This is a genomic window from Listeria swaminathanii (assembly GCF_014229645.1).
GTDB lineage: Bacteria > Bacillota > Bacilli > Lactobacillales > Listeriaceae > Listeria > Listeria swaminathanii.
The window spans coordinates 453546-466989 of record NZ_JAATOD010000001.1 but is presented as its reverse complement, the minus strand read 5'-3'; the positions used below and the strand labels follow the sequence as shown (position 1 = coordinate 466989).

Annotated in this window: 15 protein-coding genes; all 15 read right to left on the bottom strand. The window is 39.9% G+C overall.

Translation table 11 applies throughout. The features are described 5' to 3' along the window. Positions 1–4: 4 nt before the first annotated feature. A complete protein-coding gene (locus HCX62_RS02285) occupies positions 5–433 on the bottom strand; it encodes a Myocilin (RefSeq protein WP_185636867.1) in 429 nt (142 codons plus the stop codon). A gap of 9 nt (positions 434–442) precedes the next feature. Then, the gene (locus HCX62_RS02280) at positions 443–907 is read right to left on the bottom strand and encodes a YaaR family protein (protein WP_003724438.1); all 465 of its coding nucleotides are present in this window, start codon (positions 905–907) and stop codon (positions 443–445) included. Positions 908–1013: 106 nt separating this feature from the next. Continuing rightward, positions 1014–2180 carry a hypothetical protein gene (locus tag HCX62_RS02275; protein WP_185636866.1) on the bottom strand — a complete coding sequence of 389 codons (1167 nt, stop codon included), beginning with the start codon at positions 2178–2180 and terminating at the stop codon, positions 1014–1016. Between the two features lie 22 nt (positions 2181–2202). After that, positions 2203–3606 carry a hypothetical protein gene (locus HCX62_RS02270; RefSeq protein WP_185637994.1) on the bottom strand — a complete coding sequence of 468 codons (1404 nt, stop codon included), beginning with the start codon at positions 3604–3606 and terminating at the stop codon, positions 2203–2205. A gap of 5 nt (positions 3607–3611) precedes the next feature. After that, positions 3612–5156, bottom strand: a complete 1545-nt coding sequence (locus HCX62_RS02265; RefSeq protein ID WP_185636865.1) for a flagellar motor switch protein — start codon at positions 5154–5156, stop codon at positions 3612–3614. A 2-nt stretch (positions 5157–5158) separates the two neighbouring features. Further along, complete coding sequence (gene fliM, locus HCX62_RS02260) at positions 5159–6151, bottom strand: flagellar motor switch protein FliM (protein WP_185636864.1); 993 nt, start codon at positions 6149–6151, stop codon at positions 5159–5161. Between the two features lie 20 nt (positions 6152–6171). Further along, the gene (locus HCX62_RS02255; protein ID WP_008947119.1) at positions 6172–6408 is read right to left on the bottom strand and encodes a flagellar motor switch protein FliN; all 237 of its coding nucleotides are present in this window, start codon (positions 6406–6408) and stop codon (positions 6172–6174) included. 13 nt (positions 6409–6421) lie between these two features. Further along, positions 6422–7657, bottom strand: coding sequence for a flagellar hook protein FlgE (flgE, locus tag HCX62_RS02250; RefSeq protein ID WP_014600606.1), 1236 nt, complete (start codon positions 7655–7657; stop codon positions 6422–6424). 19 nt (positions 7658–7676) lie between these two features. Next, positions 7677–8099 carry a flagellar hook assembly protein FlgD gene (locus HCX62_RS02245; protein WP_003721817.1) on the bottom strand — a complete coding sequence of 141 codons (423 nt, stop codon included), beginning with the start codon at positions 8097–8099 and terminating at the stop codon, positions 7677–7679. Between the two features lies 1 nt (position 8100). After that, complete coding sequence (fliK, locus tag HCX62_RS02240) at positions 8101–9141, bottom strand: flagellar hook-length control protein FliK (RefSeq protein WP_185636863.1); 1041 nt, start codon at positions 9139–9141, stop codon at positions 8101–8103. 15 nt (positions 9142–9156) lie between these two features. Continuing rightward, complete coding sequence (locus HCX62_RS02235; RefSeq protein WP_003733761.1) at positions 9157–9567, bottom strand: hypothetical protein; 411 nt, start codon at positions 9565–9567, stop codon at positions 9157–9159. A gap of 18 nt (positions 9568–9585) precedes the next feature. Then, positions 9586–9885: a flagellar motor switch protein FliN gene (locus HCX62_RS02230; protein ID WP_003721814.1), complete on the bottom strand. Its 300-nt coding sequence runs from the start codon at positions 9883–9885 to the stop codon at positions 9586–9588. 12 nt (positions 9886–9897) lie between these two features. Next, positions 9898–11754, bottom strand: coding sequence for a chemotaxis protein CheA (locus tag HCX62_RS02225; protein WP_185636862.1), 1857 nt, complete (start codon positions 11752–11754; stop codon positions 9898–9900). Between the two features lie 19 nt (positions 11755–11773). Further along, positions 11774–12133: a response regulator gene (locus HCX62_RS02220; protein WP_003721812.1), complete on the bottom strand. Its 360-nt coding sequence runs from the start codon at positions 12131–12133 to the stop codon at positions 11774–11776. Between the two features lie 274 nt (positions 12134–12407). Further along, positions 12408–13271 (bottom strand): FliC/FljB family flagellin, encoded by an 864-nt coding sequence (locus HCX62_RS02215; protein WP_003721811.1) that lies wholly within the window; start codon positions 13269–13271, stop codon positions 12408–12410. Positions 13272–13444: the final 173 nt, after the last annotated feature.

The window sequence follows — 13444 nt, the reverse complement described above, 5'->3', positions numbered from 1 at the left end:
TTACTTAAAAAGTCTCGTTAATCATCATATTATTTTCTGCTTGTGTTTCCGCGTGATGCCCGGTAATAACATCCACCATATGTTCTGAAAAAGCTAATTGCATTTCCGTCCTCACTTGGTTTTCTGCAACACTTACTCGCAAAAGATTTTCTTTTTCAAGTAGCATTTTTTTGCGATCATCAATGATGGAATTCTCCGCCACTGTCCATGTTTTTTGGAGATTTCTAAGCGTGTTATTTTCGCCAATGATTGTTTTTAGCGCTTGGTATTCTTTTTGTAAAGCGGCAAGTTCGCGTTGCAGCCCTAATTGGCGCTCTTCTGCTTCTATCCAATTTTCCGCTTGCACTAACTCACCTAAAAAAATTGCTTCTTCTGTTGCTTTTACATTTTTTTCGATTAAGATTTCTAATTGATTGATTAATTCGTTTTGCATTCCCATCACCTACAATACGACATCGAGAATCATGCCCGTAATTTCACCGATACGGTTTAGCATATCTAAATGTCCAGTTTTTGTATCAATTAAATTCATTACATCATCTAGTTCATTGGTTTGTTTTTCTACTTGTTTTAAAATCGTCATTTTTTGCGAAAAACCGTATTTTGGATGGCGGCTTTCGATATTATCGTAATCCATCACATTATTTACATAAAAATTCAAAAATGTCTGGACTGCTTTTTTATAACTTAAAACGTTGTCTACCGTCATATCCATTTCAACGAGTGATTTTTTATCTGTGACATTCGTAATTAGTTCGTTAATTTCAGTCAGGGAAGGAGTTTGTTTCTTGCCATTTGCTTTCATTTGTTCAAAATAAAGCTGTTGTGTTTGATTTAATTCTTGCATTCCCCTCACTACGTTCGTCTGTTTGGACTGCGAAATCTGGCCAATTGAAACATTATTCATCCTTTTTCCCCCGAAAAACTCATTTTCGCTTTCTAAACCTTATTTTTCTATTTAATTATACTGAAACAACCTGAAAAAGTATATATTTTTTCAAAAAATATCTTTTTTAAAATAAAATAATTAATAATAAAATAATAAATATAGCAACTATCATGAAAAATATTGGTTGTTTGGAAACACTGCGGAAATCTTTGACTAATAAATCGAAAAATGACATTTCTTGTTGTGCGAGTAGCATCATTTTTGTCATATCGCTAGCAAATTCTGCGTCAACGCTTCCTAAAATTCGTTCTGAATCTGTAAAGCCTGCTTCGATTTCCATTTTTTGAAATAATTGGGCGAGTCGCGTGAGTTGACCTTGCATCCGGTCGAGAATAACGGCGATTCCACCTTGCGTCATTTGTCCGTCTGCTAATCTTTGTAGTTCTTGAAAAAGCTCAGTTAGTGGCTTCGTCGCTTGTTGGTGGAAAATTTTGATGTTACCATTCGGAAATGCGCCAATTTGCGGTAATAGTTGGTTCATTAGTTTTAAGTATTCGCTGCCTAATTTCCAAATGTTGATGTTCTCTGCTTGTAATTCATATGGTAACAAGTGGCGTGAATGAAACATATTGCCAAATTCGCGTAACACTTTAATCATCCAGTTGGTTTCTTGTTTAGCGTCGACAATGGGGTCCAGTCTGGTCGCGTGTTCGATATGTCCTTGGAATTCGCGCATCATTTGGATGCCCGTTTCCATGTTGCCCGAAGCAATTTGCATCATCCGCAAGAAATCATATTTACCAGTTGTTTCAAACGTCAAAGTTGGTAACATTTTTAACAGAAAGGATATTTCGTTCATAATTTTTTGATTGGCTAAAAACAGTTTTTGATTGGCTGGATTTTCGGAAAAGTATGCTTCAAAATTATGCTGTTTCATTAAAATGGTGCTTAATTGACTGCTGATTTCGTTTCTGACTGTTTGCCATTTAGTGGAGTCAGTTGGATTTTTTATACCCGCGCGCATGACATAAAAGATTAAGTCATTCGCTTTTTTAGCGTTATTCATCATTAATTTCATATATAATTCGAGGCTTGCAGCACTTGTTCCATTTAGTTGCAGGCTGCTTAGTTCTTTAAAGGAAAACGATACTGGCGGCGTTTTTGGTACCGCGACTTCTGTATTCATTTGCGCTTTTGCCGTGCCTTCTTTTAATACTGGATTTTGTTTAATGAGTTCCCGTTCTAGTTGATTACGATTTTCTGCGGATTCTTGAATGCCATCTATTTTCATTCCGTCCACCTCACTTCTGCTTTTATTTCATTGCTCTATTACCCGAAAAAATAATAACGCCTATAATCATCAGCGCTGGAATCCAAAACGGGATACCGCTTGATTTGTTTTTAGTTGAGGTTTCTTTCTTTGCCTGCTTTTTCGGTGCATTTTCGTCTGATTCAACAGCTGGTTTAGGGGCAGGTGTTGTCAGTATTGGCTCGTTTTCGTTTGGTATTACTGGCGGTGGTGCGATTGTTTCTTTGTCTGGTAGCAAAATGATTGGTTTGATTTCTTGATCCAGTTGTTTGGAATAAACCTCATCGTCCCAGTCCGTCCAGTACAATGTAATTTTGCCGGTTGTTGTGATTTCTGCGCTCGTAAAGCTGTTATCCGTGCGCTTAACCGGAAATTTTTGACCATTTACTTCGATGTATAATCCAGAAATTACCGCAAAATCCGGATTAATTATTCCTGTTAAAAGGCTGTTGTTTACTAGCTGAATATTGCTAAAAGGTTCGCCAGTGGCACGAACAAGTATAGCTTGCGTCGTTCCTTGAACATGGATAATTTCACCGGCTAGTTTTTTCGGTAAAGTAAAACTTCCCTTCCATTCGGTCGCTGTTTTTTGCCAGTTTAACGGGATTGTCTTGCCGCTTTCTGTTTCGATTTCGGGAAATTCGGTTGTGTATTTGTCGAGAGTTAGCTCTATTTGCTTCCCAATTTGGCCGATTTTCCGCGGCTTATTCGTAATATCGCTTCCGTTATAACTTAAAACTGGCGCGATTGGCTGATAAATTTGGATAGTCTTTTCTAAGTCCAGCGTGGTTTCATTGCCCGCAAAATCAACTAATTTCAGTTGGAAAGTGAGTTTTTCGCCCGGTTGATATTTTTCTAAAGGAAGTTCCCCATCAAATTTCCCTGTCCAGTTATTTTGCGTGAGTTTGACTTCCGCTTCATTAGAATCACTATGAATGAGCAAAATGGCAGTTTTCACGCCTGATTCCGCATCGACCAAATCCGTTGACACACGTAGCACGCTCGTCAGCAAAACATCATCCTCATGCGTAAACTCAATTGCTTTTAAACTAGGCGCCGTTTCATCCTTTGCAAGTTCCCCAAGTTGTTTCACTTCGAATAAATCATCTACAGTAGCAATCGGTTTCGAAATATCCGCTTGATATAATTCCGCCCGGAAGATCCCGTTCAAATCCCAGTCCGTCACCGTATACGATTCGCCGTCCAGCACTCTTCTCTGCCCATGCTCATTTACTAAGACAATTTTTAAGTCTGAGGCGTTTTTGATTTCAAACGAAACCACTTCACCAGACGTAAAAATCCGCTGTTCCTTTTCAAGCGAGATTGTAGCGAGTTCCGGTTCTGCTGCGAAAACTTGAACCGAAAAAAACATCCAAAATAAAATTGTCACTAGTCCAAGTTTCCGCACATTTTTCACCTTACTAACTCAGTCATTTGTATGCCAAAATGATCATCCACGCGAACTAAAATGCCTTTGCCAATTACTACGCCATTTAGCGCTAAGACAAGCGGTTCGTTCATGCTTTCTTTCAGGATAATCACGTCTTTTTCACACCATGAGATAAATTTTTCTAGTTTTACTTTCGCCGTACCGAATACAACTTCCAGCGTTACCGGAATATCTTCTAAAATTTGCTCCATTTCGGAAAGTGTTTCTTTTTCTTCCACCACGATTGGTTGCACTGGTTCGGCTGGCTTTTCAGGCTCGATTATTTCTGCTGGTGGTGTTGCTTTTTCCGCGACTTCTTTCGCTTGGATTGCGAGCATTAATTGCGCCATTTCTTTGGCTGCCGCTGGATTGAAAATTTGATACATTGGTGTTTTTAGTAAGCCGTCTACTTCGAGTGGGAAGATAACTTCGACCGTTTTTCCTTCCTCGATGTTTTTTTGAATCATCGTATCGCCAAAATTGCAGAATTCCATCGTTGGCGGGCTAATGTCAATTTTTGTTCCGAGCATTTCTGACATCGCTGTTGCCGAAAAGCCCATCATTTGGTTCATTAATTCTTGCACAGCGCTAACTTCAAGTTCGGTCAACTCTGCGTCTTCTTGAACAATGCCGTCTCCCATCATCATCAAATCAGCCATGATTAACGCGGCATTTTTGCTAATGATAAAGGTGTTGCTTGAGCGCAGTCCTTCGACAAATTCCACGCTCGTTACAAGGCAAGGACGTTCATTAAACTCGAACTCTTTGCTATCAATCACACGTGCTGTCGGGATTTGCAGTGATACTTTTCGATTAAGTAATTTCGATAAAACAGTTGAAGCCGAACCAATACCGATATTACACACTTCTAAAAACACATCTAATTCTTCGGCGGTTAAACTGATTTCCTCTTTGACAGCTTCTGGCTCTGGAATTGCATCGCCAAGTAGTCTTTTTGCAAGTTCGCGCCCTTTATCAACGGGAATGAGTTGCATTAAATTGGACGTAATTAAGTCGCCGATAATTAAATCAAAACCTACTTTTATCATCGTTTGGTCGTTGGTGTCTTCTAGTTGTTCTTTTAGCGCGATTACTTTAATGTCTGGTGTCGTAATATCAATCATTTCGCCAAACATATTGCTCATCGCAGTGGCGGAATGGCCCATCATCTGGTTCATTGCCTCTTGCACGGCGCTAAGATGAAGTTCCGAAAGTTCTTCGTTCGGGTCAATGTTGCCATCGCCCATCATCATTAAATCCGCGATAGCCGCCGCCACTTCTGATTGCAGAACAAATAAATTCCGCATTTCGATTCCTTTATGAAAGTTCACTTCTAACACGACATGTGGAATATCAATGTCTTTCGTATTATATAAATCAACAATCTCTACTTTTGGCGTCGAAATTGTGACTTGTTGGTGTAGTAAATCAGATAAGACCGTAGAAGCTGAGCCAAACGAAATATTGGCGATTTCTCCTATCACATCTAGTTCCATTTGCGTGATATTTTTCTCTAGTAATTGCTCCACTTCTACCTCTCCTGCTCTGTCCGCCCTGTATGACGCATAAATTTAACGGCTTTTTGGTTACCACTTTTTCCCATATAACATTCAAATTTCCATTTTTCAGTGACGTAGCCTTTGAGTGTATCGCGTATGTGTGTTTCTGTTAGAAGTACATCGCCCACTTCAAGCTTATTGAGTTCTTTCCACGTTGTTTTAATTTCACCCACACGAATGCGCGCTTCTTTTTCGACTTGATGCAATTCTTGTTCGACTTCTGCATCAAAGTTCCGTCGTTTATCAAATGTATATTCGACGACGTTTTCCAGTTTATTCATAATCTCTTCCACCGAGAAAAATGGCACGCCGATGCGCATTGTACTAATCCAGAACTCGGATTTAATATCGACACTGACAAGCGCCATCATGTCATTCGGTGATGTCACGCGCAGCAGTGCTGGGTTGGTTTCGATATTAACGATTTCTGGTGAGATTGGATGCACTGATTTAAAGCTATCTTTAAGTGCCTCACAAAATTTCTCTAAAATAGATTTCAACGTCAACTCTTCAAAAACGGATAAAAGTCTGCGCTTGCTTAATTTTCGTTTTGGATTCCCGCCGGATAAACATTCATGAATATAAATGATATAGGCTAAATCGAGTTCAATAATAATTTGGCCTAGCTCTGGGTTGCCAAGGTCGATAATGCAGAAAATATAGCTATCGTTCGGCATTGTTTCGATATAACCGCTCGCAAAAGAAACTTGATCCGCCAGAGTTGCTTCGGTATGAATCGGAATCCGGATACGCTGTGAAACAAACTCCATACTTTTTTTCGTAAAAGCTGATGCAATCGTTTTTAAACTTTCGAGGTGTTCTGCACCAAATTTCTCTGGTTTATGAAAATCATAGGGATGAAAGCGCCCAAAGTCGCCAATTTCCGTACTTTCATCGACTACCTTACCTTCACTCATTTGGGAAAGCAGGGCGTCAATTTGTTCTTGACTTAATTTATCGCTCATTTTTTGTCACTCCCTAGCTCTCATGAAGAACTTCCCTCTCCTAATTTGGTTATTTTGACAAACATCTTGCCGTCTTTTGTCAAAATTTCGCCGTAACCGATGCATTTGCCGGAAATAGTGATTTTGACCACATTAGCTGTGGAATCTTCTAACCGAAAAACGGTCCCTTTTTTTACATCTAGCAAACTACCGACTGGCTGTTTCGTGCGTCCTAGCTCGAAGTCGATTCTGAGTGGAATATTATGATTAATTTTCATTTAGCTAAACTCCCTACTGAATCAAGTTCACAATTTGTTTCATCACGTCATCCGCCACACGAATAACTTTTGTATTTCCTTGGAAGCCACTTTGATACGTCATTAAGTTAACGAATTCGCGCGATAAATCTACGTTGGAGCCTTCTAATGAAGAGCCACTAATTCCGCCAGCACCATTTTGGCCAGCAACGCCGTAGACTGCATCTCCAGAAGATAATCCTGGAACATATTCGCCATTTCCCATTTTAACTAAGCCGTCTTCATTGGAGAAAGTAGCGACCGCTAGTTGGGCAACCGGGATAACCGTACCGTCTGAATAGCTCACTGCGATGTAGCCAGCATCAGTTACTGCGTAGTCTTTTACTGTTGCAGCGCCTTTTCCGTCAGAAGTTGGTGAGAATACTTGGTTCGTTCCGTAGTTTGTTAAGCCACTTAGGTTTAAGCCCATGTTGACTTGTTTTCCGTTAACGGTGGAATTAATTTGGATATTTTTCAGTGCGTCAGGGTTTGTTAGCTCGCCTTGCGCATTGTAATTTAGCGTTCCTGTCACTGGAGGCGTTAATGCTTTTCCGTCCATTTGAATTTCATATTCGTAGGAAACATTGCCGCTCGCATCCGGTGTAGCTGCTTTCATATTGACTTGAAGTTTATGTTTTCCGCCAGCATTATCGTATACAGAAAGCTCGGAAGAAATCGTATCTTTTTCGCCCCAATCAAGTGGGATGTTACCGCTTAGGCTACCATTTTTTGTTGCTTCTCCTGGAATTGCGCTATTTAGCGGGATTTGGATTGGTTGTAAATTACCGTTTAAAACGTTACCATTTTTGTCCGTTGCGTAACCCATTACGTATTTCCCTTGTTGGGTTGTTAAATAATTGTTATCAGATACTGCAAAACTGCCGTCACGTGTGTAAACGATATTCCCGCCTGCGTTGTCACCAGCGATGAAAAAGCCGCGACCTTGTAGTGCTGCGTCTTTGTTTCTGCCAGTTGACGTCGGCGATCCAGCTGTATAATCAGTTAAAATCGCACCAATTTTCGAACCGGAACCGAAGCTCATTGGGTTTGTTCCAGCGTAAAGTCCGCCTGCAACAGATCCCATCGTGTTTTGGTAAAGTAAATCATTGAAAACGACGCTTTGTTTTTTATATCCCGTCGTGTTGGCATTGGCAATATTATTTGACGTCACGGATAATGCTTGTTGGAACGCATTCATCCCAGAAATAGCTGTATACATAGTTTGATTCATAATTCACACTCCCAAATTTTTAATTAATTTCTGTTACATAAGTCATTGGCACGAGGCTATCATTATCTTTTAATTTCAGCATGACGCCGTTTGTCGTTTGTTGAACGCTTTCGACTTTCCCGCTGATTACTTCACCATTTAGCGAAACACCTTTTATATCCTTACCGATGAAATTAACTGCGGATTGTAAGGCGGAGTTTTGCGCTTGTTCAGAAAGCTTATCTACGGCCGTTGTCATATTGGCAACTTGCTCCATTAAGGAAAGTTGCGCCATTTGCGACATCATTTCATTCGTATCAAGCGGGCTCGATGGATCTTGGTATTGCAAACTTGTTAAAAATAGTTTCATGAAGTCATCTTTGCCAAGTGTTTTCGATACACTTGATGTCACTGCATTGTTTGTATCCTGACTCGCTCCTGATAAACTACTAATTCCGTCCAAATTACGTCTCCTCCTCTAAATCAAATACTTGCTGTTTAGGTCTTTGTTGGTGTGGGTTTTCGCGTTCTTTTTCTTTTTTAGATTCGCCTTGGTGTCGAGCATCTGAGCCTTGACCATTCTCTTTCGGTGCTTGTTTTTCGGTCATTGTCACAGCAACTTCTACACCGCGATCTCGGAAGCGATTATGTAAATCTTGCGCCATCTGTTCCAGTTTTTGTTTGGCCGTTTGTTCCTGATATTCGATATGTACAAATATTTTATCGGGCATTTTTTTAAGTAAAACTTCCACTTTTCCGAGCGATTCTGGTTGAATAGCGAAAAAGGCTTTATTTTGTTTCACTTGAAATTTTTGCAGCTGTTCGATTTGGTCGGTGATGGTTTTATCGAGTTGTTTCAGCGTGACCGGGACTTCTACTTTGGCAGCTGGTGTGAGCTGTTTCGTTGTGTCATGCCAAATGTTGCTTGATTCCGCGGGCTTTTTGACGGCGACTTCTTCTTTCGCTGTTACTGGTTCTTTAATGCTCGCTTTGAAAAGTTGTACGGCTTCTTTTTCTTGAGGTAATTTGGCAACGGTTGGTTGGTTTTTAGCTACGTTTTCGGCTAGTTTAGGTGAGTCTTTTGTAGGCATGATGAGTTCAGGTGGTTGCTCTCGGGTGGCATTTTTTGTAGGTTCTTTCGGTGTGTTCGTTTCAGGAGTTTGCACTACTTGCGGGGCGTTGTCTATTTTTGGTTGGTCGATAGCTTGTTTGGCGATTGCCGCAAGTGTTTCTTTAACTTCTTTCAGCTCGAGTGGTGCGCTTGGTAGTTTGGTTTCTGGTTCGCTGTCGAGTAGTTTTGCTGAAACGAGTGGTTGAGCGATCTCTTTTAACGGTGTTGTAGCTTGTTCCGCGTTTTCCGCTTCTCCCTTTAAGAGCGGCGCAGGGCTATTTTCCATTAAAAGTGAAATAAAAGGTAGTTCTACTAATTCTTCTGCTAACTTTTCTTTTGGTTCGATTTGTTTTTTTCCAATCAGTGGTTGTAGCAAATTATCTGGGATTAGCATGACTTTTCCTCCCTTTTACTTTAATAGCACCATTTTTAAATCGCGTAATGTTTGTTCTTCTTTTTTATTTTCAAGCTGTTGCCATTTTTTTCGTGTGTCATCGTACATTTTTTTGGCCTGTTTCCCTTTTTCCTCGAGTTGTTCTAAGATTTGTTCATTGCTCTTAATGTACTGGCTAATTTGAGTGATTTCGCGCTCCATTTGTTGAATGCGGCTTGGTGAAAAGGCATCGAGTTGCATGCTTCCGGCTAATACCGCTACTTGGAGTCTTTCTTTTTTCGTTCTTGAGTAATACACTTCTTTTTCGTGCGCTAATTTTTCTGTGACTTTTCCCCGTTTGGATAATAGTAATTGTAATTCCTTTAAAATGGCCGTTTTCTCTTGGTCCACTTTCATCTTCACTGCGTTATAAGCCTCTTGCTTCAAATCACTTGCCTTCTTTCTTTAGTCGATTTCTGAAATAACGATCCCGAAGTTCTCGTCCATCAAAATGGCTTCACCGATGCCGACTTTCTTTTCATCGAGGAAAATTTCGACTTTGTGGCCAGGTTTCTTTTCCACTTCGAGGACATCGCCAATGCTTAACTCGGCGATATCCCCTACCGGCATTTCTTTTTTCCCAAGACGGACGATTAAATTAACGCCAATATTGTCAACTTGGCGAATAGAGCCTTTTTCGCGTCCTTCTTGGGGTGTTTCTTTCGGTTCCCATTCAGGAAGTTCTACTTGAAATACTTGTTCCATCATGGTCCCTCCTTAAAATGTTTCTAAATTTAAAATTAATACGACACGGCCATCGCCTAAAATCGTTGCCCCTGAAAAGGCAATTTGACTTTCGCTGAAAAAGCCGCCAAGTGTTTTTAAAACGATTTCCCGTTGACCGATAATATCTTTAATAATAAGTCCAAAAGTTCGCTTGGCATTTTTGACAACGAGTAAAAGTAATTCGTCTGTGTCTTTTAAAGGTGTTTCGTGGAAGCATTCGCCTAAGTCGAGTACTTCGATAATTGTTTCACGGTAGTTGATTAAGTCTTTGCCGTGAACGTGTTGGATGTCCGCGGGGTCAATCGTAATTGCTTCTGCCACGTTTGCAAGTGGTACAGCATAGCGGCGTTCCGATGTTGCAACGAGCATCGATTGGATGATGGATAATGTTAGCGGAATCTCAATTCGGAAAGTCGAGCCAGCATTTTCGCTTGATTCCACGCTGATTTTTCCGCCGATTTTAAGAATGGTATTACGAACTACGTCTAAGCCAACGCCGCGTCCGGAAAGATCTGATACTTGATCCGCGGTACTGAAACCGGAATCAAATAATAAATCAAAAATTTCCGAATCAGTCATTTTGGTTGATTCTGCTCGTGTAACGACATTTTTCGCAATCGCTTTTTCTAAAACTTTGCGTTTGTTGATTCCCGCGCCGTCATCAGCAATCTCAATCACGACATTGTTGCCGCTATGAAATGCTTTTAAGCTAATTGTCGCCGTTTCATTTTTCCCATTTTTACGTCTCACTTCGACTGTTTCCGCACCGTGATCCACCGAATTACGGATTAAATGAACAAGCGGATCGCCAATTTCATCAATGACGATTTTATCGACTTCCGTATCCGCGCCTTCAATCACTAAATCGATTTTCTTGCCTAATTCCTTAGCTAGCGTGCGCACCATTTTTGGAAAGCGATTGAAAACACTGTCCACTGGCACCATCCGCATATTCAGTAAGCCATTTTGGATTTCTTTGGAGATGGAGCTGAATCGTCCTAGATGCTCCATCAATTCTTTGTTATTGGTTTTTTCTGCGATTTCGTCAATTCTCGCCCGTTCAATGACGCTTTCTTCAAAAACGTTCATTAGCTTTTCGATTTTTTCAAGTTGTACACGAATGGTTTTATTTTCTAATCGTTTTGTTGTTTGTTTTGCGGCTTTTTTGATTGGTTCAACGATCTGAACTTCTTCCACTTCTTCTTGGACTGCCACTTTTTCGATTTCAGAAATATCGAGAATAACCGCTTCGATTTCTTCTTTCGTTTGTGCCGATTCTAAAACAACTTCAAACGTCTGCTCGAACTCTTCCAGCTCAATCGCTTCTCTGTCTGGTGTTGTTTCAGATATTATCCCAATTTCCGCAAGTCGTTCTAAACACATTACCGCCCGCACTGCTTTCAAAATGGCTGCTTCTTCAATTTGAACTTGAATGCGGTACGTTTTTTCAACTGCTGCATCTGTTTCTTGTTCAGGATGTAAAAGCGCTTCTAAGTCAGCTACGGTTTTCGAAATATCCGCCGCGCCTTGTCCGCCGTGTTGGATATCCGAAACCATTGTTTCCAAATGAGATGTACATGTAAAAATAATGTCTACCAAATGTTCTGTTACAGCCAATCGATTATTGCGTACCTCATCTAGTACATTTTCCATTGCATGCGTTAAATCAGCCACCTGCTGGAAGCCCATCGTTGCGGACATCCCTTTAAACGTATGTGCTGAACGGAAAATTTCACTTACTAACTGACCGTTCGTCGGGTCTTTCTCAAGCTGTAACAGATTATCATTTAGCGCCTGTAAATGTTCTGAAGCTTCTTCTATAAACAGGTCTAACATATTTGTAGTCATGCTATCCACCTCCATTTCTCTACTTAGCTGCTTTTTCTAACGCCTCTAAAACTCGGTCCGCTTGGAAAGGTTTTACGATAAAGTCTTTCGCACCTTTTTTAATTGCGTCTACAACCATACCTTGTTGGCCCATCGCCGAGCACATAATTACTTTGGCAGATGGATCTTTCGCCATAATTTGTGCAAGTGCTTCTAAACCGTCCATTTCTGGCATCGTAATATCTAATGTCACGATATCTGGTTTTACTTCATCATACTTTTTCACTGCTTCCAGTCCGTTTTCCGCCTCTGCAACTACTTCAAAATCGCTATCTTTCACGATATTCTTAATCATCGTACGCATGAACATCGCATCGTCGACAATCAACAACTTCAACATAAAATACAACTCCCATTCCTATACCTATAAATATTTTTTAAAAAAATCGCATAATATCATTTTATAATAAAAATAGGACAATTTCTACCTTTTTCTTAAAAAATATCCGTTTTTTATAATAAAATTATTTAAAAAATAGTTAACCAACTTAACATTGGCTCTGTGTCCCATTTATAATTGAAAAATATTTTTATAAATCAAAAGAAAAGCCCCTCGTCCGGGGTGACGAGAGGCTAAGGGTAAACAATGTTCGATAAATGAATTTGATATGTTATTAGCTGTTAATTAATTGAGTTAACATTTGCGGTGTTTGGTTTGCTTGAGAAAGCATGCTGATAGATGTTTGTGTAAGAATTTTGTATTTAGTCATTTCGGACATTTCAGCAGCCATATCTGCATCTTCAATGGATGAAGCAGATGCTTTAGTTGCGATGGATTGGTTGTTCACGTTAGATACATTGTAGCTAAGGCGACTCATACCAGCACCTAGAAGCGCACGACCGTTAGAAATGTTATTGATTAATTCATCAATAGCTTCTGTTGCTTGTTGAGAAGAATCAGCATCAGCAACGGATAATGCACTATAACCAGCAACTGTAGAACCACTACCTAAAGTGATTGTTCCAGCAGAAAGACCTTTTGCATTGAAAAGATCGATATTGATTAAGTCATTAGCTTTATCAGACGCTTGGATGCTTACTTGAGTAGCAGCACCTGTAGCAGTTTGATCTAGCAATTTAATGTTGTTGTAGTTAGTAGTGTCAGCAACGTGATCAAGTTCTTTGATCAAGCTACCGAATTCAGCAGTATATTGTTTACGATCTTCGTCACTGAATGAACCGTTAGAAGATTGTACTGCTAATTGACGCATACGTTGCAAGATTGAACTCATGGAGCTAAGAGCTGAATCCGCTGTTTGTAACAAGTCAATACCCATGGATGAGTTTTTGCTTGCTGCATCTAAGCCTGTAGATTTAACGTTCATACGAGTAACAACTGCAAGACCAGCAGCGTCATCAAGAGAACTGTTAATACGTTTACCAGATGCCAAACGTTCTTGTGCTTGAGTCATGCCTTCGTTATTTTTACGAAGATATTCTTGTGTTTTCAAGCTAATGATATTAGTATTTACTTTCATTTGTGTTTCCCTCCTACATTCGGTTTAGAAAAGACTGCTCTTCTCTATATGCTTTATTATATCTTCATTTTTTTAAAAAATCAAATGTTTTTTGTTAAAAATGTAAAAATAAGTTGTTTTTATTTATAAAAAAACGAACAAACCGCTAATTACCAACGTTTTTATGTTTTTAT

Excerpts from the sequence above, each read along its gene's own strand:
- flgE (WP_014600606.1), bottom strand. The coding sequence starts at position 7,657 with ATGAATCAAACTATGTATACAGCTATTTCTGGGATGAATGCGTTCCAA.
- HCX62_RS02220 (WP_003721812.1), bottom strand. The coding sequence starts at position 12,133 with ATGTTGAAGTTGTTGATTGTCGACGATGCGATGTTCATGCGTACGATG.
- HCX62_RS02215 (WP_003721811.1), bottom strand. The coding sequence starts at position 13,271 with ATGAAAGTAAATACTAATATCATTAGCTTGAAAACACAAGAATATCTT.
- HCX62_RS02285 (WP_185636867.1), bottom strand. The coding sequence starts at position 433 with ATGCAAAACGAATTAATCAATCAATTAGAAATCTTAATCGAAAAAAAT.
- HCX62_RS02255 (WP_008947119.1), bottom strand. The coding sequence starts at position 6,408 with ATGAAAATTAATCATAATATTCCACTCAGAATCGACTTCGAGCTAGGA.
- HCX62_RS02275 (WP_185636866.1), bottom strand. The coding sequence starts at position 2,180 with ATGAAAATAGATGGCATTCAAGAATCCGCAGAAAATCGTAATCAACTA.
- HCX62_RS02280 (WP_003724438.1), bottom strand. The coding sequence starts at position 907 with ATGAATAATGTTTCAATTGGCCAGATTTCGCAGTCCAAACAGACGAAC.
- fliK (WP_185636863.1), bottom strand. The coding sequence starts at position 9,141 with ATGCTAATCCCAGATAATTTGCTACAACCACTGATTGGAAAAAAACAA.
- fliM (WP_185636864.1), bottom strand. The coding sequence starts at position 6,151 with ATGAGCGATAAATTAAGTCAAGAACAAATTGACGCCCTGCTTTCCCAA.
- HCX62_RS02225 (WP_185636862.1), bottom strand. The coding sequence starts at position 11,754 with ATGACTACAAATATGTTAGACCTGTTTATAGAAGAAGCTTCAGAACAT.
- HCX62_RS02230 (WP_003721814.1), bottom strand. The coding sequence starts at position 9,885 with ATGGAACAAGTATTTCAAGTAGAACTTCCTGAATGGGAACCGAAAGAA.